The 24,226-nt window shown below is 66.7% G+C and carries 21 protein-coding genes; 8 read left to right on the top strand and 13 right to left on the bottom strand.

What is annotated here, in order from left to right; translation table 11 throughout:
* Nucleotides 1-157 precede the first annotated feature (157 nt).
* Nucleotides 158-925 (bottom strand): IclR family transcriptional regulator, encoded by a 768-nt coding sequence (locus tag ACFQQD_RS05200; RefSeq protein ID WP_378086936.1) that lies wholly within the window; start codon nt 923-925, stop codon nt 158-160.
* 144 nt (nt 926-1,069) lie between these two features.
* On the opposite strand from ACFQQD_RS05200, the gene ACFQQD_RS05195 reads away from it, so the two are divergent.
* Together ACFQQD_RS05195 and ACFQQD_RS05190 are read left to right on the top strand one after the other, a co-directional pair.
* Complete coding sequence (locus tag ACFQQD_RS05195) at nt 1,070-2,362, top strand: M14 family zinc carboxypeptidase (RefSeq protein WP_378086934.1); 1,293 nt, start codon at nt 1,070-1,072, stop codon at nt 2,360-2,362.
* Nucleotides 2,363-2,568: 206 nt separating this feature from the next.
* Nucleotides 2,569-3,966, top strand: coding sequence for an MFS transporter (locus tag ACFQQD_RS05190; RefSeq protein WP_378086932.1), 1,398 nt, complete (start codon nt 2,569-2,571; stop codon nt 3,964-3,966).
* Between the two features lie 5 nt (nt 3,967-3,971).
* On the opposite strand, the gene rlmN is transcribed toward ACFQQD_RS05190, so the two are convergent.
* Nucleotides 3,972-5,546 carry a 23S rRNA (adenine(2503)-C(2))-methyltransferase RlmN gene (rlmN, locus tag ACFQQD_RS05185; protein ID WP_378086930.1) on the bottom strand — a complete coding sequence of 525 codons (1,575 nt, stop codon included), beginning with the start codon at nt 5,544-5,546 and terminating at the stop codon, nt 3,972-3,974.
* A 114-nt stretch (nt 5,547-5,660) separates the two neighbouring features.
* Here rlmN and ACFQQD_RS05180 point away from each other — a divergent pair, with 114 nt between their 5' ends.
* Entirely contained in the window at nt 5,661-6,011 is a 351-nt protein-coding gene (locus ACFQQD_RS05180) for a helix-turn-helix domain-containing protein (RefSeq protein ID WP_378086928.1), read from the top strand.
* Between the two features lie 98 nt (nt 6,012-6,109).
* On the opposite strand, the gene ACFQQD_RS05175 is transcribed toward ACFQQD_RS05180, so the two are convergent.
* The 4 genes from ACFQQD_RS05175 to ACFQQD_RS05160 all read right to left on the bottom strand — a co-directional run bounded on the left by ACFQQD_RS05175 (nt 6,110) and on the right by ACFQQD_RS05160 (nt 9,949).
* Nucleotides 6,110-6,697 carry a ClpP family protease gene (locus ACFQQD_RS05175; RefSeq protein ID WP_378086926.1) on the bottom strand — a complete coding sequence of 196 codons (588 nt, stop codon included), beginning with the start codon at nt 6,695-6,697 and terminating at the stop codon, nt 6,110-6,112.
* Entirely contained in the window at nt 6,694-7,335 is a 642-nt protein-coding gene (locus ACFQQD_RS05170) for a ClpP family protease (RefSeq protein ID WP_378086924.1), read from the bottom strand. The genes ACFQQD_RS05175 and ACFQQD_RS05170 overlap by 4 nt, the downstream gene beginning before the upstream one ends.
* A gap of 84 nt (nt 7,336-7,419) precedes the next feature.
* The gene (locus tag ACFQQD_RS05165) at nt 7,420-8,625 is read right to left on the bottom strand and encodes an MFS transporter (protein WP_378086922.1); all 1,206 of its coding nucleotides are present in this window, start codon (nt 8,623-8,625) and stop codon (nt 7,420-7,422) included.
* A gap of 37 nt (nt 8,626-8,662) precedes the next feature.
* The gene (locus ACFQQD_RS05160; protein WP_378086920.1) at nt 8,663-9,949 is read right to left on the bottom strand and encodes a hypothetical protein; all 1,287 of its coding nucleotides are present in this window, start codon (nt 9,947-9,949) and stop codon (nt 8,663-8,665) included.
* A gap of 258 nt (nt 9,950-10,207) precedes the next feature.
* On the opposite strand from ACFQQD_RS05160, the gene ACFQQD_RS05155 reads away from it, so the two are divergent.
* The 4 genes from ACFQQD_RS05155 (at nt 10,208) to ACFQQD_RS05140 (ending at nt 14,012) form a co-directional block, all read left to right on the top strand.
* Nucleotides 10,208-10,861, top strand: a complete 654-nt coding sequence (locus tag ACFQQD_RS05155; RefSeq protein WP_378087524.1) for a low molecular weight phosphatase family protein — start codon at nt 10,208-10,210, stop codon at nt 10,859-10,861.
* A 102-nt stretch (nt 10,862-10,963) separates the two neighbouring features.
* A complete protein-coding gene (locus tag ACFQQD_RS05150; RefSeq protein ID WP_378086918.1) occupies nt 10,964-11,332 on the top strand; it encodes a metal-sensitive transcriptional regulator in 369 nt (122 codons plus the stop codon).
* A 42-nt stretch (nt 11,333-11,374) separates the two neighbouring features.
* Nucleotides 11,375-11,611: a heavy-metal-associated domain-containing protein gene (locus ACFQQD_RS05145; RefSeq protein ID WP_378086916.1), complete on the top strand. Its 237-nt coding sequence runs from the start codon at nt 11,375-11,377 to the stop codon at nt 11,609-11,611.
* Nucleotides 11,612-11,630: 19 nt separating this feature from the next.
* On the top strand, nt 11,631-14,012 hold the full coding sequence (locus ACFQQD_RS05140; RefSeq protein ID WP_378086914.1) for a heavy metal translocating P-type ATPase: 2,382 nt from the start codon (nt 11,631-11,633) through the stop codon (nt 14,010-14,012).
* Between the two features lie 3 nt (nt 14,013-14,015).
* Here the strand turns inward: ACFQQD_RS05140 and ACFQQD_RS05135 are convergent, their stop codons facing one another.
* Genes ACFQQD_RS05135 through ACFQQD_RS05125 form a run of 3 tightly spaced genes read right to left on the bottom strand, consistent with a single transcriptional unit; the run spans nt 14,016 to nt 18,234 of the window.
* Nucleotides 14,016-15,986: a tripartite tricarboxylate transporter permease gene (locus ACFQQD_RS05135; protein WP_378086912.1), complete on the bottom strand. Its 1,971-nt coding sequence runs from the start codon at nt 15,984-15,986 to the stop codon at nt 14,016-14,018.
* A 14-nt stretch (nt 15,987-16,000) separates the two neighbouring features.
* Nucleotides 16,001-17,101 (bottom strand): Bug family tripartite tricarboxylate transporter substrate binding protein, encoded by a 1,101-nt coding sequence (locus ACFQQD_RS05130; protein ID WP_378086910.1) that lies wholly within the window; start codon nt 17,099-17,101, stop codon nt 16,001-16,003.
* Nucleotides 17,098-18,234, bottom strand: a complete 1,137-nt coding sequence (locus tag ACFQQD_RS05125) for a PrpF domain-containing protein (protein WP_378086908.1) — start codon at nt 18,232-18,234, stop codon at nt 17,098-17,100. The genes ACFQQD_RS05130 and ACFQQD_RS05125 overlap by 4 nt, the downstream gene beginning before the upstream one ends.
* A gap of 258 nt (nt 18,235-18,492) precedes the next feature.
* On the opposite strand from ACFQQD_RS05125, the gene ACFQQD_RS05120 reads away from it, so the two are divergent.
* On the top strand, nt 18,493-19,419 hold the full coding sequence (locus tag ACFQQD_RS05120; RefSeq protein ID WP_378086906.1) for a LysR family transcriptional regulator: 927 nt from the start codon (nt 18,493-18,495) through the stop codon (nt 19,417-19,419).
* A 49-nt stretch (nt 19,420-19,468) separates the two neighbouring features.
* Here ACFQQD_RS05120 and ACFQQD_RS05115 read toward each other — a convergent pair whose 3' ends face one another.
* The 4 genes from ACFQQD_RS05115 to hpaD are packed head-to-tail and all read right to left on the bottom strand — an operon-like array spanning nt 19,469 to nt 24,181.
* A complete protein-coding gene (locus ACFQQD_RS05115) occupies nt 19,469-21,367 on the bottom strand; it encodes an FAD-dependent monooxygenase (protein ID WP_378086904.1) in 1,899 nt (632 codons plus the stop codon).
* 8 nt (nt 21,368-21,375) lie between these two features.
* The gene (locus ACFQQD_RS05110) at nt 21,376-22,221 is read right to left on the bottom strand and encodes an HpcH/HpaI aldolase/citrate lyase family protein (protein WP_378086902.1); all 846 of its coding nucleotides are present in this window, start codon (nt 22,219-22,221) and stop codon (nt 21,376-21,378) included.
* Nucleotides 22,206-22,991 carry a 2-oxo-hept-4-ene-1,7-dioate hydratase gene (gene hpaH / locus ACFQQD_RS05105; protein WP_378086900.1) on the bottom strand — a complete coding sequence of 262 codons (786 nt, stop codon included), beginning with the start codon at nt 22,989-22,991 and terminating at the stop codon, nt 22,206-22,208. Before hpaH ends, ACFQQD_RS05110 begins: the two co-directional genes overlap by 16 nt.
* A 23-nt stretch (nt 22,992-23,014) precedes the next feature.
* The gene (hpaD, locus tag ACFQQD_RS05100; RefSeq protein ID WP_378086898.1) at nt 23,015-24,181 is read right to left on the bottom strand and encodes a 3,4-dihydroxyphenylacetate 2,3-dioxygenase; all 1,167 of its coding nucleotides are present in this window, start codon (nt 24,179-24,181) and stop codon (nt 23,015-23,017) included.
* Nucleotides 24,182-24,226: the final 45 nt, after the last annotated feature.

Below are 24,226 nucleotides of genomic sequence, written 5' to 3'. Positions count from 1 at the left end.
GGTGACCGACTTTCCGGAATCGACGGGGATGGTCTACGTCGATGTCCGTTCGGCCTCCGAGAAGGTCAACGGACATGACCCGCCCTATGTAACCTGCTTCACAGCGCAGCGTCACCATGCATCCCATTCAATAGGATTCGGCGGCGTCACCTCCGCCTCACGCCCGCGGCAGATCTCCCGCCATTCTGGACAGCCCACGCGTGGCGGACAGCAGCACTGGAACCTGGACCTTGAGATTGACCTCGGCGAGGGTCTGCACGATCGCCAAGGCCCCCAGGACCCGCCCCTGTGCGTCGAGCACGGGTGCGGCCAGACCGGCGAGGGAACCGACGAGTACACCCGGCAGATGGACGAACCCGTCAGCGGCGGCCTGGGCCAGTCGACGCCGCAGGTGTCCCTCGGTGATGCCGGACTGCAGCGTGCTGGCATCCCACGGCATGGACAGAATCCGTTCCTGAACATCGCGCGGCGAGAACGCCAGCATGGCCAGCCCGGCGGAGACCGAGAGGGCCGGCTGGCGCAAGGCCACCTTGGTCAGATCCTCTTGAGCCCCGCGATGGGTGAGGCGTTCGAGATAGACGATCTCCGCCGTCGACTCGTCCAGGATGGACAGACTGACGTTCTGCTTGAGCGTGACGTGAATGGCCTCCATGAACGGGAGCGCCAGTTGGGAGAATGCCTGGAACCGTGAGCCGCGCTGACCGGCCTCCCACAAGGCCAGGCCGATCCTGAATCGCCCCCGCCCGGTCCGGAACAGCAGGCCCTCCTCGGCCATGGCAGACGCCAGGCGATGCGCCGTGGAACTGGACAGGCCCGCCCGATCAGCCATCTCCACGGCGGACAGTTCGCTGTGGTCCGCGTCGAAGCACTGCAGCAATCGCGCCACCCGGGACACCACGGATTCGCCAGATCGCGAGTTGGCCACGACACCCCTTTCTGGCTGGTAGCACCTGAAGTAATCCGGCCGGGACTCTAGCGCAGACGGTCTCGGCCACGTAAGTTGGCTGGCACCACCGTCTCAGCTCTATCCCCGGCATGGTCATCATCCATCACTGAGTTGAGAGAGAACATGAACCGAACAGTCATCACCTCGCACTCGCAGTCCTCGCACTCCAGTATCACGAAGAAGCAACGTCACCGCCGGTCCTGGGGTGTCGCTCTCGCCAGCGCGGCCTTGGTCGCCAGCGCCATGGCCGGAGCCCCGGCCACCGCGACGCCGGCCGCCATCACGGCGGACCGCGGCCAGGGCGAAGGCCTGGGAACCTGCACGCCGGTGGAAAACGCGCCGACGTCGGGCTGGACCAGCTACGCCGAAATGCAGCGCGAGCTGGAGCGCCTGGCCCAGACCAGCAATGGATCCCTCGACGTGGAATCGATCGGCACCACCCATCAGGGCCGGGACGTCATGGCTGCCCGCGTGGGCACCGGCCCTCGGGTGATCATGGTCACCGGTGCGATCCACGGCAACGAACGCACCGGAGTGGAAGCGCAGTTGAAGCTGCTCAAGACCCTCAGCGGCAACAGCCCCGAGGCGCAGCGCATCCGCTCCGAGGTCACCTTCGTGTCCATCCCCATGCTCAACCCAGACGGAGTCGAGTTGAACCGGCGCATCAACGATGTCTCGTGGGCGGACACCGTGGAGCAATTCCCGCAGCTCACCGAGGCCTCACCGGCCTGGTACTACCGCGCTGAAGACCGCCCCGGTTTCGACCTGAACCGTGACTTCCACCCCGATCTGGACTACGTCCCGCAGCCGGAAGATATGCCGGGCACCTCAACGGACGCGGGCTTCTACCTGAATCCGGAGTCCCGAGCTGTCCGCGACCAATACGTCGCCCTCCAGGAGGAATTCGGCGAGGTGGACGCCATGGTGGACCTGCACCACATGGGTCCCTGCAACGAGACGACGGGTGGACCCCGCGACGGCAAGCAGGTCACCGTGGCCATCGACTATCCGCCCCTCGGCGTGGACGACGGTGCCGCCTATCAGGAGGAGTATCCGCTGCTGGATCAGGACAAGTCCCGCCGGTACGCACTGGCTGCCATGAACGGCCTGACGGACAGCTACGGTGCTCAGTCGCCGCTGGCCGGCGTGGTGCGGTACCTGCATCCGGATGAGCGGGAGTTCGCCGGTCAGGGACGGTCCGCGTTCGCCCTCAACGGCTCGGCCACGGTGCTCTTCGAGGTGCGCGGGCAGACGCAGTCCTTCGGTCAGAAGCAGAAGGGAATGCTGGTGAAGACGGTCGAAACCGGCCTCATGTCGATCGTCGAGTCCATGGCTGATGGCTCGGTCGACACCCTCGATGGTGATGACTTCTTCGACTATCCCGACTACGGCTGGGACACCGCCTCGGGCGACTGAGTCCGGCCACTCTGAGTCGACGGTGGTGTCCGCCTGCTGACGGCGGGCACCACCGATTCGTCTCCGCATCCCCACGAGTGCGTACAACAGCCCATTGAATGGGCTGCATTTTGGTGTTCACGTCGCGGCCCGGGGAGTCTTCTCTGAGCCTGGTGACCCGGTTCACAGCAACCGATGACCACAGGCCGCCGAACCTGGGAGAACTTATGAACACCACCATCCACGAGCACAGCACCGATGTCCTCGAGTCCCTGACGCCCGCCGAACAGGCTGTGCGCCTGAAGCGCGCCAAGCGAGCCGGCATGTCCGCCTTCCTCGGCGGCGCCCTGGAGTACTACGACTTCTTCGTCTACGCCACGGCCGCGTCGTTGGTCTTTCCGCACATCTTCTTTCCGGAGAATGGCAGCGACGCCGTCACCATGATCGCTTCGTTCGGCACCTTGGGCGTGGCCTACGTGGCCCGCCCGTTCGGCGCCATTGTGTTCGGCCACTTGGGAGACCGGATCGGTCGCAAATCCATCCTGTTGGCCACGCTGCTGTTGATGGGCGCGGCCACCTTCCTCATCGGGGTGCTGCCGACGTACCAGCAGATCGGGCTCTGGGCACCCATCCTGTTGGTGGTCCTGCGGCTGGCCCAGGGCCTGTCCGCCGGAGCCGAGATCGCCGGCGCCTCCGCCCTGAGCACCGAAGAGGCTCCCGTGGGCCTGCGCGGGTTCTTCCCCTCATTCTCCATCTCGGGCATCGCCGCCGGCATCGTTCTGGCTTCGCTGGCCTTCCTGCCGATCACAGCCATGGACGAAGCAGACCGGCTCAGCTGGGGCTGGCGACTGCCGTTCTTGGCGTCCATTCTGGTGCTGGCCGTCGCCTGGTTCGTGCGGCGTCAGTTGGCCGAGCCGGAGGAGTTCCAGGAGACCAAGGAGGCCGGCGAACAGGAGAAGGCGCCCTTCGTCGTCATGCTCAGGACGCATCCGGTGCAGTTCGTTCAGATCTCCATCCTGTCCCTGCAGGTGGTCACCAACACGTTGATGCAGGCGTTCGGTCTGTCCTACGCGACCTCCGTCGGCATCGATTCGTCCACCATGCTCTGGGTGACCATCGTCGGCAACATCGTGGCGATCGTCTCGACGCCGGCCTCCGCCTACCTGTCAGACAAGATCGGGCGCAAACCGACCTTCGTCGCCGGCACAGCGACGACCGCGGTGATGATCTGGGTGTACTTCCTGGCCATCGACTCCGCCAACATCGCCCTGATCTTCATCGCTTCCACGATCATCTTGGGCGTCACGTATGCGTTGTCCAACGCCGTCTACCCGGCCTGGTTCTCGGAGTTGTTCAACGTCAAGGTGCGCTATTCGGGCGTCGCCGTGGGCCTGCAGGTGGGCATCCTGATCTCCGGGTTCTCCCCGATGATCGCCACCGCACTCGTCGGGGACAACTACGCGAACTGGGGTCCGGCCGCCTGGCTGGTCTCCGGTGCCACCATCCTGGCGACGCTCGTCGCGCTGACGACGCGCGAGACCTACAAGACCCCGCTGCGCCACCTGGGCAACCCGGTCTCCGACGCGGAGATCCAGGCCGGGTTGCATCACGGCTCGGCGCGCTGACGAACTCAGCCGCGGAGATCGATCGAGGCCGGCGGCTCCGGGCGAACCTCGCCCGGGGCCTCTGAGCCCTCGGTGACCGTGCCGTCCGACTCCTCATCGCCCTCAGCCGCCAGTTGACCGCAGGCTCCGTCGATCTCCTTGCCGCGGGTATCGCGCAGCGTGGTGGGGATGCCGCCGGCTTCCAGGCGGTTGATGAACTCCTGGGTGATCTCCGGCTCGGATGATGTCCAGATGGAGCCCGGCGTCGGGTTCAGCGGAATGGGATTGACGTGGACCCAGCCGCGCCCGCGGGCATTGAGCTTCTTCGCCAGCAGGTCCGCCCGCCAGGCGTGGTCGTTCATGTCCTTGATCAGGGCGTATTCGATGGACACACGGCGCCCGGTCTTCTGGAAGTAGTTGAAGGCCGCGTCGATGGCCTCATCGGCCTTCCAGCGAGAGTTCACGGGAATCAGCTCATCCCGGAGCTCGTCGTCAGGAGCGTGGAGCGACAAGGCGAAGGTAACCGGAATCCCCTCGTCGGCCAAGCGATTGATCGCCGGGACCAGGCCCACCGTGGAAACGGTGATGTGCCGGGCGGACATCCCCAGGCCGGCCGGCGAGGGATCGACCATGCGTCGGACGGCACCGATCACGCGCTTGTAGTTGGCCAGGGGCTCGCCCATGCCCATGAAGACGATGTTGGTGACGCGCTCGGCATCGTGGCCGCCGTCGTCGCGCATCCCGCCCAGGGCGCCGTCAGCGATGACGCGGTTGGCCCGGACCACCTGCTCGACGATCTCGGCCGAGGACATGTTGCGGGTCAGGCCGTTCTGGCCGGTCGCGCAGAAGGGACAGTTCATCCCGCAGCCGGCCTGACTGGACACGCACAGCGTGACCCGGCCGGGGTAGCGCATCAGCACCGACTCCACCAGGGCACCGTCGAACAGACGCCACAGGAACTTGATGGTGTCGCCGTTGTCCGTGGTGAGCCGCCGAACCTCGGTGAGCAGCGGCGGCATCATTTCCGCCACCAGCGTCTCGCGCGCCTGCTGCGGCAGGTCCGTCATCTCGTCCGGGTCGGAGGTGAAATGGCTGAAGTAGTGCGTGGAGAGCTGTTTGGCGCGGAAGGCCGGTAGCCCCAGTTCCGTCACCTTGGCCTGACGTTCGGCCAGCGTCAGGTCCGCCAGGTGAGTCTGCGGTTGGGCGACGCGCGGCTGCTTGAACTGCAGCAGTGGCCGTCCGTCCGAGGCGGTCTGCTGTGTCCAGCCCTCGGCCTGGGGACGGACCTGAGGGCGGTTCGCGTCCGGGCCGGATTCCGCGGCGGGGTTGGACAGCATGCGGCCATCCAGGGGGCCGCCGATGCCCTGGCCCTGCAGTCGCTCTCGGTCTTCCGCGAGCTGCCGCGCCTCGGTCTCGTCGATCAGCCCGCGCCGGGGACGGTTCAGCTTGAGCTTGCCGTCCCGGGCGTGATCCAGGCGGGCGTCGGAGGGGTCGGCGGCGCGCCGGTTCTGCTGTCCCTGCTTCACCTCAGAGGTGCGGGACATGCGGTCCGTGCTGCGGTCCCCCGGCCGGGGGCGGTTTGTCTTAGCCATCCTTGCCATTGTCCCACGGGCGTCCAATTCGCCCGCCAGGATCCCGGGCCCGACGGCGGCCACCTCCTCTGCTGTGAGCAGAGACCGTCCGCTTAACCGTCCTCCGAACCTAGGATGACCACCATGACGGATCACGCGACGATTCCCTGGAGCCCCCTCCCCCGTGACAGACGACGACCTGTGGTCGAGCCGCTGTGGCGAGAGGCGCTGGGTGAGCAGCTCCGGCGGATGAGACACGCCCGCCAGGAGACGATCGGACAGACCGCGCACCGCGCCGGGGTGTCCCCGCAGTACCTGTCCGAGATGGAGCGCGGCGTCAAGGATCCCTCGAGCGAGATGATCGCGGCGGTGGCGCATGCGCTGGACGCCACGCTGATCGACGTGACGCTGGCCGTGGCCGGAAGCGTCCGCTCCACTGTGGCCCCGGCACCGCAGTCGGCCCACACGCGCACCACCCTCGCCCTGGCAGCCTGAACCGCCAGCTCACGGACCGAGGCAGTATCGACGGCCGCCGGGCGCTTACCGTCTGGTCAACGCCTAACGCCACGCGAGATTTCATCGGGGGTACTCGGTCAGCGCTGCTCGATCACTTCGTCCACGAGCCCGTAGTCCAGGGCCGCTCTCGCAGTGAAGACGCGGTCTCGATCCGTGTCTGCCCTTAGCCGCTCCACGGTCTGACTGGTGTGCCGCGAGAGGATGCCTTCGATCTCGGCGCGAGTGCGTACCACCTCGTCTGCCTGCAGAATGAGGTCCGGAATGGCGCCCCGCCCTTGGCCTGCGGGCTGGTGGAGAATCACTCGCGCGTGTGGCAAGACGGCTCGCTTCCCTGCCGCGCCGGACGCCAGGAGCACCGCGCCCACGGCATTGGCCTGGCCTACGCAGGTGGTCGCGATGTCCGCCCGGGCGTAGCGCATGGTGTCGTAGACGGCGAGCATCGCGGCCGGGTCGCCACCCTCGCAGTTGATGTACAGCTGGATGTCCCGGTCCGGGTTGTCCGCCTCGAGGAAGAGGATCTGCGCGATCAGGGCGTTGGCCACACCAGCGTCGAGAGCGGTGCCCAGGTAGATGATGCGCTCGGTGAGCAGGTGCGAATAGACGTCCATGACTCGCTCACCCCGGGGGTGCTGTTGGATGACGTTGGGAATGGTGTACGAGCTCATGGTGTCTCCTCTGGTGTGATCTGCCGGCCGGTGCCGAATCCCGCTTGGCCGGAGCGGTAGAGCGGGGCGATCTGATGAAAGTCACTGACCACGGAATCGACGAAGCCGTACTCCAGGGCCTGTTCGGCGGTGAACCAGCGGTCATGGAGTGAGTCCTCGAACACCCGTTCCGTCGGCTGGCCGGTGTCCTCGGCGATCAGTCCGAGCACGGTGTCCCGGGTGTGGCGGAGGTCGTCGGCCTGCAGCTCAATTTCCACCGCGGATCCGCCGATGCCCGCCGAGCCCTGGTGCATGAGGATGCGGGAATGCCGCAGAGCGCGCCTTCGGCCCGGCGCCCCCGCCGAGAGGAGGAACTGACCGGCGCTGCAGGCCATTCCCAGAACCAGGGTGGAGACATCACAGGGGATCAGTCGCATCGCGTCGCGGAGGGCGAGCATGGCGGGAACGGATCCACCGGGCGAGTGAATCCATAGGCCTATCTCGGCGGCGGCATCCTCCACCGCCAGAGTCATCAATTGGGTGGTCAGTAGGGTGCCGTTGTCGTCATCAAGGGGCCCATCGAGCACGAGGATGCGCCGCTCGTAGAGTTCCCTGCGCGCCCGTTCGTCGAACAATCTGGGTGTGCTGTCATCGGTCATGAGCCCAGAGTGCCGCGCCCCGGCGTCCCCGGGGAGTCTGTTCTGCCCTGGGCGGCTCTGCTGACAGCGGCGGAACGTGGGCAGTTATCGCTCGATCGTCCGGTTCCGTCCGGCCAGCCAGCCGAAGATCACGGCCCCCAAGCCGGAGGCAACGAACAGCCAAGCCGCCGGGCCGAAAGACCCCGTGGTGGCGAAGATCTGACCGGTGATGAACGTCCCCGACGAGCCCAGTCCGTAGCCGAGTCCCTGCATCATCCCGGAGACGCGGATCGCCATGTGAGCGGTGGAACTGCGCAAGGCGATCATGGTCAGCGCCAAGGCCGTCAGGGCGCCCTGGCCGATGCCGAGCACGCCGGTCCAGAGCCAGATTCCGGCCAGCGGGCCGTGGAGAGCGAGGACGAAGCCGCCGGCGGTGAGCAGAGCAGCCGCCGCATTGAGCACGGACTGCGAGCGCAGCCGGGCCGCCCACACGGGTCCGAGCAGGGAGCCGGCCATCTGCAGGACGATGGACACCGCGACGATCACCCCGGCAGATCCGCCGTCGATGCCCCGCTCTCGCAGCATCGGCGCCAGCCACGCGAAGCAGGTGAAAGACGTCATCGCCTGACAGATCATCATCAGCGTGATGTGCCAGGCCACCGGTGACGTCAGCGGGCTGCGCCCCGTGGTCGACGTCGACACCTGGGCAGCCGACCGATGGCGCAGGATGATCGGCACCAGCAGTGCCGCCGCTACCGCCACCGGAATGGCCCAGATGCCCAGCGCCCAATGCCAGTTCGGCAGTTGCTGATACACCGGGAACGTCAGCCCGGCCCCCAGCGCCGCGGAGCCGCAGATGGCCGTGGTGTACAGGCCGCTCATCAGGCCCAAATGCTCCGCGAAATCCTGCTTGACGATGCTGGGCAGCACCACGTTGGACAGGGCGATGGCCACCCCCGAGACCACGGTGCCGGCCAGCAGCGGAACCATCGCGCCGCCGTCGGGCCCCGGGAGTGAGCGGACGACCAAGCCGAGCGTCAGGAGAACCAGCGCCCCGAAGAGGACCTGCCATGTGCCGAAGCGGCGGGCCAGGATCGGCGCCAAGGGGGCGAAGACCCCGAGCAGGGTGGCCGGAATGGTGGTGAGCAGTGTGGCGCCCCAACCGGGCAGGCCGGTCGCCGCGACGATCTCCGGCAGGATGGCGGAGAAACTGGAGAACAGTGTCCGCAGATTGAGGGAGACCAGCACCACGCAGATGGCCAGATAGAGCCAGGAGACCGCGGCCGGCCGGCGGTCAGACGAAATGCTCACCCGGGTATTGTGCCAGCGTTCCCTGGGGACGGTGCGCTCAGGACGGTCCGTCACCTCCGACCCGCCATCCGCGATAGGCCGGCGTCCGGTAGGCGCCCTGAGGGGCTTGAATGGCGGGCACGGCGGACTCGGTTGGCTTGGCCGGTTGAGTTGGCTGGGCTGGTCGGGCTGGCTGGGCCGGCTCAGTCGGTAGAGCTGGCCCGACGTCGGCGTCCCGGTCGAGCTCGACATCCTGGTCCCGCGCCCGGTCGCCGATACCGGCTTCCGTGAGCACGGCATCGAGGTTCCGGATGAACACCACGAGCCAGGCGTAGATGACCCCGCCCATGGCCAGTTCGAAGCCTGTCAGGTTGTAGTAGCGCAGCGGGAACCACAACATCGTGGACAGGATGCCCAGGGCGAGCATCAGGTAGGTGCCCACATAGACGGCCGGTGGGAAGCCGGGCAGCCACAGCTGCACACTGGCCAACAGGACGATGAACACCACGCCCAGGATCCGGATGAACGTGGAATGGACGGGATCGGAGAAATTGATCGGCACGACTCCGGCCCCCATCATGCACAGCCCGATGATGAACAGTCCCCAGCGAAGCATGCCGATGCGGGCTCTGCGCACGCCACGGGTTTCGCGGTCATGCGCCCAGGTGAAGAGGTCCTGGGTGATGAATGAGGACAGGGTGGTCAACACCAGCCCGGAGACTGTCAGCGTGGTGTTGAAGGTCCAGAAGGAGAGAATGCCCGCCTGTCCGGTGCCGAGTTCAGAGAAGAAGGCGTGCCACCAGAACGGGTTCTCTGCCAGCAGCATCGAGACGATCATGCCCGAGGCCATGAACACCGCCAGCAACGACGACAACGACCGGGTGGAGATCCGGGCGGCGGAGTTGAACCCAAGGTAGCCCCCGATGGATCCCACGAGGGCGAGCATCACCGTGGCCGCCATGCCGTCCACGGTCAGTCCGGTGAAGGCCTCCTGGAACATCCGGAACAGGGCCAGGCACGCCATCACGGCAATGGCGCCGTGCACCACCACGAGGCCGAAGGCGTCGGCCACCAACCACCCCCAGTGGCGTTGGGTCATCCATTGGTGGGTGGTACGCGTGGACTGGGCCAGGCCGAGGAGGCACGCCAGCCCCGCACAGACGGCGGTCAGGACGGCGGCCGCGGTGCCCACGGACCAGTCGCCGGAGAGCGGTGGCCTGCGGCCGGAGAACATCAGCAGCCCGACGGCGGCGCCGGCCACTCCGGAGGCGATCGCCACCCAGATGGCCAGCGATTCCCGCGCGACCGGACTGGCCGGTCGGCGGGCTGAGAGCGCCTGCGCCACGGACCCTGGGTGGTCCGGCGATCCGTTCGGCGGACCGCCCGGCGACCCATCCGACGAATTACTGCTCGGCGCAGGGGTTCCTGTGGCGCGTGCTGGGGATGAGCTGGAGTGCGTCACGATCGCCAATTGTGGCACGCCGGGTGAATCTCAGTCGCCGACAAGTCCCTCACACGATCCTGCGGATGGAACCTTGACCGCCCCCCGGAGCCCGGCCAGCATGATCGGTGACAGCCCGTCACCGCCCAGATTGCCGGAGTGATGATGAACGAGCACCACACTGAAGCCAGCCGGGCCCTGGACCGGAACGTCCTCGAACGCACTGCCGCTCATCTCTATGAACGCTACGCCCACGTGGTCGACCGGGACACCGTCAACCGGATCGTCCAGGAGTCCTACGACGAGTTGGACCGCACCGCCGCGGTCAAGACCTACCTCACGGCATCGGCGGGGAACTTCGCAGACCACCGACTCCGGTCCATCGCCATCGCCAAGGGCGCCATCGAATCGCCCCACCCGCGAGTCCTGTTTGTTGATGACGCCAACGCCGGACGCTCACAGATGGCCGCGTCCCTCGTCCTGAAGCATTCGGAGGGCCGGGTGGCCGCACGATCTGCGGGTCTCGAGCCTGCGGGCCGCCTTTACGATGCCGCGGTGCAGGCCATGGAAGAAGTCGATGTTTCGCTGACCCATGCCTACCCGAAGCCGCTCTCCCACGACATCCACGCGGCAGCCCAGATGGTCGTCACCTTCGGTTGCGCCGACCGGGTAGAGCCGTTGGAGGGCACCGAGTACCGCGACTGGGACATCCCCTCGCTGGAGGGCAAACCCCTGGACGAGGTGCGGCGCGTTCGGGACGACCTCGACGCCCGAGTCCGGGAACTGATCCGGGAACTGGACTCCCGGGAGGCCTAACAGGGAGGCAAAGACCCGCCTCATCCAGTGCATCCCCCACCCCAGCGCATACCCCCCATGGGGTATTTGCAGATATACCCCCGAGGGGTATATGGTCGGGTCATGACCACGGAAACCACCCCGCATGGCTCCGAAGCCGGCGTCGCCGAAGATCGGACCGCCCCGGCTGAGCCGGCACACCACGGCTACAGTCCCCGCAAGGACGAGTACCTCAAGCGCCTGCGCCGCATCGAGGGGCAGGTTCGCGGCATCGCCAAGATGGTCGACGAGGACAAGTACTGCATCGACGTGCTGACTCAAGTCGCCGCGGCCACGAAGGCTCTGCACGGCGTCAGCCTCGGTCTGCTGGAAGACCACATGTCCCACTGTGTGGCCGACGCCGCCCGCGAGTCCCGCGAGACCGGCAACGACGAGGCCGTGCAGGCCAAGGTGGCCGAGGCTGCCAGTGCCATCGCCCGACTCATGCGCTGAATGGGCCGACTGCCCACCCGCCATCTCACTCCAGGAGGAACCATGACCACGACGGACATCAAGATCAACGGCATGACATGCGAGCACTGTGTCATGAGCGTCACCGAAGAGCTTCAGGAGATCCCGGGCGTCACGGACGTCAACGTCGCCCTGGTTCCCAACGGCACCTCCACCGCCACCGTCTCCTCCGAGGGCAGGCCACCGGCTCCCGAGGACTTGCAGGCCGCTGTCGAAGAGGCTGGCTACGCCGTCGCCACTCCAGGCCTGGAGTTGGGCTGACACGGAGGTGAGCAACCACATGACTGAGAACACGACGAGTGCTGAGTCCACTCGCCGGGTCGACCTGGACATCACCGGTATGTCCTGCGCCTCGTGCGTCCAGCGGATCGAGAAGAAACTCGGCAAGCTGGACGGCGTCACAGCATCGGTCAACCTCCCCCTGGAGAAGGCCGCCGTGACCGCTCCTCCGTCGGTGTCCGATGAGGACCTGCTGGCCACCATCAGCAAGGCCGGGTATTCCGCTACCGTGCACCGCGAGGCGCACCAGGCCGGGAGCGACCACCACCGAAGTCACCATGATCGCGATGATCACCAGGACCATCCGGACCATGGAGCCCATTCGGATCACGAGGACCATCCGGACCACGGAGACCATCCGGACCACGAAGACCACCTGAATCACGGGCCCTCCGTGGACGTGCTGAAACCACGGCTGATCGGTGCGGCCGTCCTCACGGTTCCGCTGTTCCTGATCTCGATGATCCCGGCGCTGCAGTTTCCTGGCTGGGGCTGGGTCGCGTTGGCTCTCGCCACTCCGGTGACGTTCTGGGCCGGCTGGCCGTTCCACACCGCCGCCTTCACCGCCGCCCGCCACGGCTCGTCCACCATGGACACGCTGGTCTCGATCGGCGTCCTGGCAGCGTGGACGTTCTCCACGGTGGAACTGCTGCTGAATCCGGCGATGACCGGCGGCCACCAGCTGTACTTCGAGACCGCCGGTGTGGTCGCCACCTTCCTCCTGCTCGGGCGGTGGCTTGAGGCCCGCGCCAAGCAGCAGGCGGGCCGCGCCCTGAAATCTCTGCTGGATCTCGGGGCCAAGACCGCCACCGTCGTGCGCGACGGCGTCGAGATCACCATCCCCGCAGCGCAGCTGGTGCCGGGTGACGAATTCGTGGTCCGGCCCGGGGAGAAGGTCGCCACGGACGGTTACGTCGTCTCCGGCCACTCCGCGCTGGACACGTCCCTGATCACTGGAGAGTCGGTCCCCGAAGAGGTCGGCCCGGATGACACCGTCACCGGTGCCACCGTCAACTCCTCCGGTCGGCTCCTCGTCCGGGCGACCCGCGTCGGCTCGGACACCACCTTGGCCCAGATGGGCCGACTCGTCTCGGAGGCCCAGACCGGCAAGGCCCCGATTGCCCGGCTGGCCGACCGGATCTCCGCGGTCTTCGTGCCGATCGTGCTCCTCATTGCAGTCGTGACCTTCGCAATCTGGCTGGCCGTCTCCGGTGACCTGCACTCCGCCTTCCGCGCCGCCGTCGCGGTGTTGGTCATCGCCTGCCCCTGCGCACTGGGTCTGGCCACTCCGGTGGGCCTGCTGGCCGGCACCGGCCGCGCCTCTCAGTTGGGGATCCTGATCCGTGGTCCGGAGTCCCTGGAGGACACCCGCACCGTGGACACCATCGTGCTGGACAAGACCGGCACGGTCACCGAGGGAGATCTCACCGTCACCGGCGTCACGCCCCTGAACGGACACGACCCGGATCAGGTCCTGCGCCTGGCCGGCGCGGTGGAGTCCCACTCAGAGCACCCCATCGCCGCCGCCATCGTGGCCAGCGCCCGTCAGGCCGCCGCCCGTCAGGCCGCCGCCCGTCAGAACTCAGAGGCCACACTGCCGGAGGTGACCGACTTCGCATCGGCCGCCGGGGGCGGTGTGCGCGGCACGGTGCCCGACGCCGGCCGCGACCACACGGTGGTGGCCGGACGTTCCAGCTATCTCACCGGCTACCTCTCCGGTGAACCCGGCGCGGGCGCACTGACGGCCGAGCAGGAACAACAGCTGTACGACGTGGAGTCCACGGGCGCCACCGCCATCTGGGTCGCCGTCGACGGCCGACCGGCGGGGATCATCTCCCTGCAGGACACCATCAAGGAGTCCTCGACGCCGGCCATCGCCGAGCTGAAGCGACTCGGCCTGCGGCCGATCCTGCTGACCGGGGACAACGCCCGCGTGGCCGCTCAGGTGGCCGCCGTCGTCGGGATTGCGCCGGAGGACGTCTTCTCCGGAGTCCAACCGGAAGAGAAGATCGCCAAGGTGACCGAACTGCAGGACGCCGGCCGGGTGGTGGCCATGGTGGGGGACGGCGTCAACGACGCCCCCGCACTCGCTCAGGCCGATCTCGGCATCGCGATGGGCTCCGGCACGGACGTGGCCCGCGAGGCGGCGGCGATCACCGTGATGGGCTCTTCACTGACCCAGGTGGTCCAATCAGTACAGCTCAGCCGCAAGACCCTGAGCATCATCAAGTCGAACCTGTTCTGGGCCTTCGCCTACAACACCCTCGGCATCCCGATCGCCGCCGTCGGCCTGCTCAACCCCATGGTGGCCGGCGCGGCCATGGCCGCCAGTTCCGTCCTGGTGGTCGCGAACTCGTTGCGGCTCACCCGGTTCGGACGCTGATCCCTACAGCAGGTAACCGCTGGGCGGCACCAACTGGGCGAACTCCGCCAACAGATACACCGCCCCGACAATGCAGGCTGTGTAGATCACCGTCGGAATGATCTTCATCCTGGCCACCACCAGCAGGAAGACCAGCGCGAAGAGGCCCGAGCCGACCATCATCCCCAGCAGGAACACGAGCCAGATATAGCCCACGATCCACGCTATGGAGAGCCCGACGATGCGCAAGCGGTTCATCCACGCCGCATCGAATCGACCCAGCCCGGCGTTGCTTCGCACCCGGGCGAAGTCTCGGATGAGACTCAGCACCGCCAGGAGGATGCCGGCCGAGCCCACGGTGAGCGGGAACAACCGACCGTTGTCCGAGAACTCTCCGGACAGCACCACGGTTGCGATGAAGAACGCCAGGGCCGCCAACGTGACGATCAGATCGACGAATGGAGGCACCGCCATGTCTGATTTCTCGGACAGCTGCACTCTGTCCGCAGCAGGAGCCGAGCGTCGCTGCATCCGGCGGATCACCGGCAGCAGAACCGCGCCCAGCAGGATCACGGCGATGACCAGCACGAAGGGGCGGGTCATCCACTCCCCCGAGGGGAACGCGTTGACGGTGAGGAAGTAGTAGCGCTCGAGCGGTTCGGCCAGCACGAAGGCGATGAGGAACGGAGCCCGTGGGATGTCGGTGATCTTGCAGATCCACCCCACCACCCCGAGACCGAGCATCACGTAGAAGACGTTCAGGTTCAGCGGCTCCTGAAACCCGCTCAGGAACAGGATGGGGATCAAGGCCGCGGCCAGAACGGGGAACGAGACGAAGCTCAACCGCGCGAGCGGACGGGCCAGGAAAAAGGCCAGGGCCGCACCGAACACACTGGCGATCGCGAACGCCCACACAATCAGATAGACGATGTCCAGGTCGTTGGTGATCAAGGAGGGTCCAGGCTGGACCCCGAAGATCAACAGCACGCCGAGCAGCAGGGCGAACGGAGCCGCGCCCGGCACACCGAACAACAGCGTGGGAATCAGGGCGCCCGATTCGATGCCATTGCTGGCCGCTGAGGGAGCGATGACGCCCCGGGGATCACCGCTGCCGAACCTGGACGCGGCCTTCTTTCGACTGGCGAAGGCCTGAGCCTGACCGTAAGCGAGCCACGAACCGGCCGTCGACCCCACGCCCGGCAGGATCCCGACGCCGACGCCCACAGCCGATCCGCGCACGACGTCCGACTTGTAGGTGACGATGTCCTTCAGACCTTGCCGCCAGCCGCCACCCAGGGCGACGGGCTCCTTGGACACGGCCTTCTTCTTGGCCACCAGGTCGATGATCTCGGCCAGGCCGAAGACGCCGAGGGCTGCCGCCACCAGACCGATGCCGTCCGTGAGGAACTCGGAGTCGAAGGTGTACCGATATTCCGCGGACACCGGCGAGACCCCGATGAGCCCCAGGGCCAAACCGAACACCGAGATCAACATGCCCTTGATGATGTTCCCTTTGGAGAGCATGGCCGTCAGGAAGACGCCCATCACAATCAGGCCGAAGATCTCCGGCGAACCGAAGGCCGTCACGATCGGCTGGGCAACGGGCACGATGACCGTCAAGGCCACGATGCCGATGAGCCCGCCGACCATCGAGGCGATGAAGCTGGCGGACAGCGCCCGACCACCCTGGCCCTTCTTCGCCATCTCGTGCCCGTCCAGGAGGAACACCGAGGCGGACGCCGAGCCGGGAATACCGAGGACCACGGAGGTGATCACGTCCGACGTGTGTACCACCGCCACGGCGCCGATGATCAGGGCGATCGCCTGGTTCGGTTCGAGGACGAACACGAACGGCATGAGCACGGCCACCGCTCCAGTGCCGCCCAAGCCGGGGATGACACCGATGATGATGCCGACCACCACGCCGATCCCCAAGTAGAGGAGCATGGCCGGATCCGTGAAGGCTGAGAGAGCCTCCATTGCTGCGTCAATCATGTCTGTCCCTCAGCTCAATCCAGTACCGCGTCGTACTTGTCCTCGAGGACGGTCTTGGTGAAGGCCAGCACGTCCTCGTCCATTTCCAGGGCCCTGCGGAAATCGGCCTTGGCGTCCGACCCCGAGACGAGGTCATACCCGCCGAGGGCGTCCTTCGCCTCCTCCAGGAACTGATCGTCCTGATTCAGTTCGGACACAAGCTCGTCATAGGTCTCGATGACCGAGCTCGACGTTCCGGCGTTCGCCCACAGGCCCTTCTGGTAGAAGAATCCGGGCACCACGAAGGACTGGAAGGCGCTGTAGGCCAACTCCTGGCGCTCTGTTCGATGACCCAATCCCTCGAAGATCTCCGCGAAGGTGGGGATGTCCGGCAGGTTCTTGTCCCGCCTCACCTCACCGTTCTCCAAGCTCCCGACGGCGAACAGCGGGATGGCCTCGCCGGTGTCCACCTTGGGCTTCACCTGCGACAGGTACGAGGAGGTCGTCTGGAAATCCAGGTCCGATTCGCCGCGCTCGACGGCCAGCCGCGTCGGTCCGCGTCCCTCCATGCCGAAGACTCCGCGCACGTTGGCCCCCAAGGCTTCCAGGGCCAAGAGCGGAACCAGATCCAGTCCTGACGCGGACATTCCCCCATAGCGGTACTGGGTGGCATTGCCCATCAAGTCCTCGATGGACCGAATGCCGCTCTCCGCACTGGTCCACAACACGGCACCGGTCCCGTTGAGCGCCAAGGGCTCCATGCGGGCGAAATCGAACTCGGCCGTGCTCTGTCCCAGCATGCTCTGGAAGTACGTGGTCGCGGAGGCCACCAGTGCCTGGCGCCCATTGGTCACACCGGCCCGCACAAAGGCGTTGGTTCCCGTGATGGTTTCGCCACCGGGAAGATTCTCGATCTGGTACCGGTCGACGTCCGGCTGCAGCTCGGCGAAGTAGGGAGTGATGAAGCGCGCCCAGGTGTCCGTGCCGCCGCCGGTGCCATAGGGCACCACCACGTCGACGATGCCCTCGCCGGAGGGCTGATACTTCGTCTGCACCGGCGCGCACCCGACAGCACCGCCCAGAGCCGCCACGACACCCGTGCCCAGCAGGGTTCGGCGTGAGAGAAGCCGGCTCACAGCACAACCTCCTGACCCAGATCGCTCAGTGCTGCGTCTGTTGTTTTTGATTTCTCCAACTGAGACTCCGGCAGCAGCAGCCGAGCCTCGGCGAGGGTGCGAGCCGTTCTCTGCACGCCCACGGTCTGCCCCAGCGAGCTGTCCTCCGTCAACGTCACGAGGTTGCCGACGGGGATGCGGATGCGCAGCTCGCGACCCAACCCCCGCCCGGCATGCTCAGCAACGATGGTCCCCGCCGTGCGGGCGGCGACGGTGACACCGACGCTGCCCGTGATCGGCATGGCCGGGTGCGGTCGGCCCATGGACATCATGAGCACCTGCAACTCCGCCTCGTCGTCCTGGGAGGCGCTCACCAGGCCGATCTTCGGAATCGCGCGCTCCGCTTCCATCGGCGTGGCCGCCAGGCCCATCCGCACCGCAGCCAGGCGCCGGATCTCATCGAGTTCTCCCAGCCGCGCCGTGGCCACGTCCAACCACCCGGCGTAGTCGAGGGGATCCAGCCCGAAACTCTGCGCGTCGACCATGACGATGGGCGCGCCGGCGTCGACCATGCTGACGGCGACCGAGAGCCCCTCCCCATACGCGATGACGCTGCGGGGCTCGCCGGCCGGCAAAAGGGTGCCGGTGGTGCGTCCCTCCGGGGACAAAAAGCCCAGGCCCACGCCGTGCCCGGAGAACACGACCCCGGGAATGGAGACTGAGGGATCGTCGGCGAGCCGCCCGTGCGGGGTGGGAATGCTCTGAATGATCATCTGACCGGTGTTGGTGTTGAAGGTGCGCACCTCGGTCACTCCGTCCTGCGGCACCACCCAGCCCCGCTCGATGGCATACAGTCCCACCGTGGCCGAGCAGTTGCCACAATTACTGCCCCAGTCGACCTTGGCCTCTTCGATTCCGACTTGAGCAAATGTGTAGCTCACGTCCGAAACCGAGCCGTCTTCACGCTTCACGATCACGGCTTTGCTCGTGGTGGAGGTTGCTCCCCCGACTCCGTCCAGCTGGCGGGGATCCGGGCTGCCGAAGAGACGAGGCAGGATGACGTCCGCCGAGTACCCCGTGGCTTCGAGATCTGCGGCCTCGAAGACCCAGCACTTGCTCGTTCCACCACGCATCCAACGCGCTTCGATCACCATCGACTGTTACTCCTGTCACCCTAGCGGCTTGAAGTGACCAGTGTGGTGTGGGCCATTTCTTAAGCACAAGGTGCATAACGTTTCGCATCCTGTAGCTATGCTTCATTCGCAGTCCCGTCCCACGAGCCCGCGCATGCGCTCCGAGGTGCCAGGTGCTGCTGCTCCGGCGGGTGCGCCCGCAGAAGCGGCGGCGAACAACGGCGCATCGTCGCCCCTTAGCGATGCTTAAGTCTTGCGCGTGTAGCTACACTGAAACGCATGACGGTGTTCGACACGAAACGGCTTGAGGTCTTCGTCCACACGGTGGAGGCCGGTTCCATCACCGCCGCCGCAGACGAACTGGCCTACACGGCGTCCGCCGTGTCCCAACAGCTCCGTCGATTGGAGCAAGAGGCCGGGCAGCCACTGCTCCGCCGTCGATCTCGCGGGATCGTCCCCACCGAGGCGGGCTTGGTCTTGGCCGCTCATGCCCGCAAGATCCTGCGGCAGATGGACGCCGCTCGGGCGGATTTGGACGATCTGACCACCGGCAAGCGCGGCACGTTGGTGATCGGGGCGTTCCCGACGGTGGCCGCCTCTTTCCTGCCGCTGGTCCTCGAGCGGTTCTCCAGTCAGTACCCTTCCGTGTCCCTGTCCATCCGCAGCACTCGGATCGACCAATTGGTGACCGACTTGGAGCGCGGTCAGACTCACCTCAGCCTGTTGTGGGACCACCCGTGGCGCCCCTTCAAGACCGACGGCATCAAAGTCGACGAGCTGTTCCGCGAACCGTTCGTCATCCTCGTCTCCGCGCATCATCGCCTCAGTGAGGCTCCCGAGGTCAGCATGGCCGATCTCGCCCAGGAATCATGGGTGGTGCGAGCGGCCCGGCACCCCGTGGTGGAGGTCCTGGACCGGGCCGCGACCGCCGCCGGATTCCGCCCGTCCATTGCCATGTACGCCAATGACTACCAAGAGGCTCAGGCCATGGTGAGTGCCGGCATCGGTGTGGCGTTGGCCCCCGAGAGCGCGGTCACGATCAAGCATCCCGGGGTCAGTGTCCTCAGCCTGGGCCGCGAGGCCCCGGAACGCCGGATCATGGTCGGCCAACGCGAGGAACGTGTCTATTCCCCCGCCGAAGTGGCCTTCCGGGCCGCGCTCCTCGAGACCGTGCGTGAGCTCCGGTCGCGAAGCGACCAGAGCTGAGCGGGCCGGCCCTCAGCGGGGCCGGCCCCGAACCATGGAGAACCGGCCCTCAGTCAGTGCTGAAAATCGGTGCCAGGAAGTCCGCCAGCTCCTGGGTCGCCGTCAGTGGCAGGACGTGAGCGACGTACTGGTCCGGTCGCACCACCACCACGACGCCGTCACGGCTGAGACCGCGCGCTTCGAAGACGTCGTTCTCGGGATCCACGCCCCACACCTTGTGCAGGTTGGACACCTGGAACGGCCCCACCTTCGGCCGGAAGACGGACGGCGTCGCCATCAGCTCGACCTCTTCGTGGGGCTGCTGGTACACCACGTTGAGATCGAACAATCCGTCCAGGTCCTTGCCCTCCGGCGTAAACCGGCGCACCGGTGACTCGGCTGAGTCCATCCAGTCGGCCCACCTCCGCAGCGCAGAGTCCGTCGCGGAGGACACGGCGGAATCGGCGAAGGCGTAGATCCGCCAGCGACCGTCGGCGGTGTGCTGGTGACCGAGGTACTTCGGGTTCGTGTCCGAGACCCGCTTGACCGGGTGTGCCTTGAACCGCTTCCCCAAGGGGAATCCGGTGGCCAGTTCCTGGTGCGTGGCCTCGCCCACGAGCAGACCGGCAGGGTATTGGGTCATGAACCCGGCCGGGAACTCCGCGGTCTTCTGATAGAAGTCCTCCAGCGCGGTCTCGCTCTCGAGTTCCTCGGGCTTGGCGGCCATCATCGCGGACCACTCGAGGTCGAAGTCGATCAGGTCCTGCGCCACGGGCTGCCGTTCGGCGGAGTAGGTGGACAGCAGCGATTCAGGGCTCAGCCCGGTCAACACCTGCCCGAGTTTCCAGCCGAGATTGAAGGCATCCTGCATGGACACGTTCATGCCCTGACCGGCCTTGGCCGAATGCGTGTGGCAGGCGTCGCCGGCGATGAACACGTGCGGATGGCGCTGCCCGGTCTCTTCGGCGGGAACATCGTCGAAGCGGTCGGTCACCCGGTGGCCCACCTCGTAGACGCTCCACCACGCCACGTCCTTGACGTCCACCGTGTAGGGAGTGACGATCTCGTTGGCCCGGCGGACGATCTCCTCCAGCGGGGTCTTGCGCACCGCACCGGCGTCGTTCTGGTCGACCTCGCCCAGGTCCACGTACATGCGGAACAGGAACCCGCCCTCCCGCGGAATGTGCAGGATCGAGCCGTGGGTGGACTGGATGGCGCACTTGGTGCGGATGTCCGGGAAGTCGGTCTCTGCCAGGGTGTCCATGACACCCCAGGCGTGGTAGGAGACCGCTCCCACATGCTGGGCGCCGATGTCCCGGCGCACGCGCGAGTGGGCGCCGTCGCCGCCCAGGACGTACTTGGCGCGCACGGTGCGTTCCTCGCCCGGGTTGGTGCCGGACTGGGGATCGTCGCCGACGCGCTTGAGGGTGACGCTGACCGGGTACTCACCCTCGCCCACCTCGAGGCGGACGAACTCCCAGCCGAAGTACGGCTCCGTGCGGGAGGGTGCGTTCCGGGCGAAGCGCGCGTAGTAGTCCAGCACGCGCGCCTGATTGACGATCAGGTGCGGGAACTCGCTGACGCCGGTCGGATCGTCCACGGCGCGGGCCGTCCGGATGATGTTCTGCGGATTCTCCGGGTCCGGCTTCCAGAAGTTCATCTCCGTGAGGTGGAATGCCTCGGCGATGATCTCCTCGGCGAACCCGAAAGCCTGGAAGGTCTCCACGCTGCGGGCCTGAATGCCATCGGCCTGCCCGATCTCCAGCCGGTGCGGGCGGCGGTCGATCAGGCACGTCATGATTTCCGGATACATGGCCAGCTGTGCGGTGGTGGCCATGCCGGCGGGCCCGGCTCCGACGACGAGCACGTCCATGGTCTCGGGCAGCTCGGGGGAACGGTCGATACCGACGCCGGCGGCGGGGTGGACACGCGGGTCGGTGGAAACGTACCCGTGGTGGTGGAACAACATGGGGTCTCCTACGAGGGGTCTGAAGGGGAAGTGGGCACGGCTGGGTCAGCCGCGGCGGTGGTGCACCACGTGTCGGCGAGCGCCTCGGTGGCCCGGGCCAACAGCGCGACGTCGGCGGCGACGTTGACGAAGTCGGCTCCGGCACGCACGTAGTCACGCGCCTGATCGGCGGCGAAGGCGTTCACGCCGACGAATTTTCCGGCGGCTTTCACCTGGTCGATGACGGTCTTGACGGCCGCCACCACGTCGGCGTGGTTCTGCTGGCCGATCAGGCCCATGGAGGCAGCCAAGTCCGAGGGGCCGATGAAGACCCCGTCGATGCCGTCGACGGCGGCGATCCGGTCGGCATTCTCCACAGCCTCGGCGGATTCGACCTGCACGACGAGGCTGACCAGGTCTCCGGCACGCTGCAGGTAGTCCGGGATCCTGTTCCAGCGGGCCGATCGGGCCAGGGCCGAGCCGACTCCCCGGATCCCATGAGGCGGATAGTGCATGGCCCGCACCGCCGCGGTGGCATCGTCGGGGCCGTCCACCATCGGGACGACCACGGAATGGGCACCGAGGTCCAGGTACTGCTTGATGATCACCGGATCCAAGGACGGCACGCGGACCACGGGGACGCAGGAGTAGGCGGCCGCGGCGCGCAGCTGGGCCTGAATGGTCTCCAGCCCCAGAGGTGCGTGCTCGCCGTCGAACAGCAGATAGTCCATGCCGGCGGAGGCACAGATCTCCGTGCTGGTCGCGTCCGGGGAGTTGATGAACATCCCGGCCACCGGCCGGTCACCGCGGCCGGCGCGCGCCGCCGTCGTGAACAAGTCCTTGAACGTGGTGGGTGGATCTAGACGAATCGGCATGTGACGGTCCCCAGTTCTCCGTAGTCGGCATAGACGGTGTCCCCGGCGTACACCCACATGGGGCGGGTGAAGGATCCGGCCAGGATGATCTCTCCGGCTTCGAGCACGTCGCCATGACCGGCGATCCGGTTCGCCAGCCAGTGGACACCGTTGCCGGGGTGGTTCAGGACCGCGGCTGCCACACCGGTCTCGATGATCTCCTGGTTCCGCGAGAGCATGCCCGAGACCCAGCGCAGGTCCACGGCGTCCACGGAGACCGGCCGTCCGCCGAGCACCATGGCGCCCATCGCGGCGTTGTCACTGATGGTGTCCACGATCGTGCGACCGGTCATCTCGATGCGGGAGTCGAGTATCTCGAGCGCCGGCACCACGTACTCCGTGGCCCGCAGCACGTCGAACAGCGTCACGCCCGGACCGGAGAGGGTCTCGTTGAGCACGAAGGCCAGCTCCATCTCGACCCGGGGATGCGTGAAGCGCTGCCACTCGTAGACGTGGCCGGACTCCATCACCATGTCGTCGAAGATCACCCCGTAGTCGGGCTCGTCGATGCCGGTGGCGTCCTGCATGGCCTTGGACGTCAGACCGATCTTGTGTCCGGCCTTCGTCCGTCCCGTCTCCTCTTGGCGGCGGGCCCAGATGCGCTGAACGGCGTAGGAGTCCTCGATCTCCATCTCCGGATAACGCGCTGTCAGCAGCGGCACCGGCTGACGGTCCTGCCCGGCTCGGTGCAGCTCGTCGGCGATCGCCGTATGCGTTGAGTGGTCAAGCATGTCTGTTCTGGCCTTTCCGTGCCTCAGAGCTGGTGTCCGAGTTTGAAGCCCTTGGCGGCCTCACCCTGGTAGGTGCCGTCGGGGTCGCCCTCGCGGGTGTAGGAGAAACCGTCGGCCCCGATGGTCACCTCCATCTCGGAGCTCTCGGTGCGGTCGACGACGTCCCGGGGGTTGCCGTCCAGGTCCAGGACGAGAGACGCCTCGGTGTACCAGGACGGCACCACGGGATTGCCCCAGAAGTCACGGCGCTGATTGTCGTGCACGTCCCAGGTGACCACCGGGTTGTCCGGGTCGCCGGTGTAGTAGTCCTGGGTGTAGATCTCCACGCGGTGGCCGTCCGGATCCAGGATGTAGAGGTAGAACGCGTTGGAGACACCGTGGCGTCCGGGACCGCGCTCGATGCGGTCGGAGATGCGCAGGGCGCCCATCTTGTCGCAGATCGCCAGGATGTTGTGCTTCTCGTGGGTGGAGAAGGCCACGTGGTGCATCCGAGGTCCGTCACCACCGGTCATGGCGGTGTCATGCACCGTGGACTTGCGGCGCATCCACGAGGCGTAGACGGTCCCCTCGTCGTCCTGGATGTCCTCAGTCACCCGGAAGCCCAGGTCCTGCATGAACCTGGTGGCCCGCGGGACGTCAGGGGTGACCTGGTTGAAGTGGTCCAGGCGCACCAGGGCGCCGGGAGTGTAGAGGTCGTAGCGCCAGGCGAGTCGCTCGACGTGTTCGACCTCGTGGAAGAACTCATAGGGGAAGCCCAGCGGATCCTCCACACGCACCGAGTCCCCGATGCCCTTCGTGAAGCCCTCAGCCCGGCGCTCGACGCGGCAGCCCAGTTCCTCATAGAAGGCCACGGCCTTGTCCAGATCCTCGGGAGTGCGGACCCGGTAGGAGAAGGCGGCGACGGCGGCCACGGGGCCCTGGCGCAACACCAGGTTGTGGTGGATGAACTCCTCCAGCGACCGGAGATAGATCGTGGTCTCGTCTTCCTCGGTCACGGTGAGGCCGAGGACGTCCACGTAGAACTCACGGGACTTGGCGAGGTCGGTCACCACGAGTTCCATGTAGGCGCAGCGCAGGATGTCCGGCGCCGGGGCCTTCGGCGTGGGGATGGGATTCTCCGTGGTGATCGGGGCTTCCTGGGAGACGTAGAAACCCGAGGACGTCATCGTCCGGTCTTCAAGGTGTGTCATGGCTGTCCTGGCTCTGATGGGCGGGGCGGGGTGGGGTGGAGGGGC

Origin of the sequence: Citricoccus sp. GCM10030269, assembly GCF_042665635.1 — a bacterium.
Taxonomy (GTDB): domain Bacteria; phylum Actinomycetota; class Actinomycetes; order Actinomycetales; family Micrococcaceae; genus Citricoccus.
This window is presented reverse-complemented; position numbering and strand designations above follow the sequence as displayed.

Coding starts and splice junctions, on each gene's coding strand:
- ACFQQD_RS05190 (WP_378086932.1), top strand. CDS start 2,569: ATGAACACCACCATCCACGAGCACAGCACCGATGTCCTCGAGTCCCTG.
- ACFQQD_RS05180 (WP_378086928.1), top strand. CDS start 5,661: ATGACGGATCACGCGACGATTCCCTGGAGCCCCCTCCCCCGTGACAGA.
- ACFQQD_RS05125 (WP_378086908.1), bottom strand. CDS start 18,234: ATGGTGATCGAAGCGCGTTGGATGCGTGGTGGAACGAGCAAGTGCTGG.
- ACFQQD_RS05140 (WP_378086914.1), top strand. CDS start 11,631: ATGACTGAGAACACGACGAGTGCTGAGTCCACTCGCCGGGTCGACCTG.
- ACFQQD_RS05195 (WP_378086934.1), top strand. CDS start 1,070: ATGAACCGAACAGTCATCACCTCGCACTCGCAGTCCTCGCACTCCAGT.
- rlmN (WP_378086930.1), bottom strand. CDS start 5,546: ATGGCAAGGATGGCTAAGACAAACCGCCCCCGGCCGGGGGACCGCAGC.
- ACFQQD_RS05145 (WP_378086916.1), top strand. CDS start 11,375: ATGACCACGACGGACATCAAGATCAACGGCATGACATGCGAGCACTGT.
- hpaH (WP_378086900.1), bottom strand. CDS start 22,991: ATGCTTGACCACTCAACGCATACGGCGATCGCCGACGAGCTGCACCGA.
- ACFQQD_RS05170 (WP_378086924.1), bottom strand. CDS start 7,335: ATGACCGATGACAGCACACCCAGATTGTTCGACGAACGGGCGCGCAGG.
- ACFQQD_RS05110 (WP_378086902.1), bottom strand. CDS start 22,221: ATGCCGATTCGTCTAGATCCACCCACCACGTTCAAGGACTTGTTCACG.
- ACFQQD_RS05155 (WP_378087524.1), top strand. CDS start 10,208: ATGATGAACGAGCACCACACTGAAGCCAGCCGGGCCCTGGACCGGAAC.
- hpaD (WP_378086898.1), bottom strand. CDS start 24,181: ATGACACACCTTGAAGACCGGACGATGACGTCCTCGGGTTTCTACGTC.
- ACFQQD_RS05150 (WP_378086918.1), top strand. CDS start 10,964: ATGACCACGGAAACCACCCCGCATGGCTCCGAAGCCGGCGTCGCCGAA.
- ACFQQD_RS05120 (WP_378086906.1), top strand. CDS start 18,493: ATGACGGTGTTCGACACGAAACGGCTTGAGGTCTTCGTCCACACGGTG.
- ACFQQD_RS05115 (WP_378086904.1), bottom strand. CDS start 21,367: ATGTTGTTCCACCACCACGGGTACGTTTCCACCGACCCGCGTGTCCAC.
- ACFQQD_RS05175 (WP_378086926.1), bottom strand. CDS start 6,697: ATGAGCTCGTACACCATTCCCAACGTCATCCAACAGCACCCCCGGGGT.
- ACFQQD_RS05135 (WP_378086912.1), bottom strand. CDS start 15,986: ATGATTGACGCAGCAATGGAGGCTCTCTCAGCCTTCACGGATCCGGCC.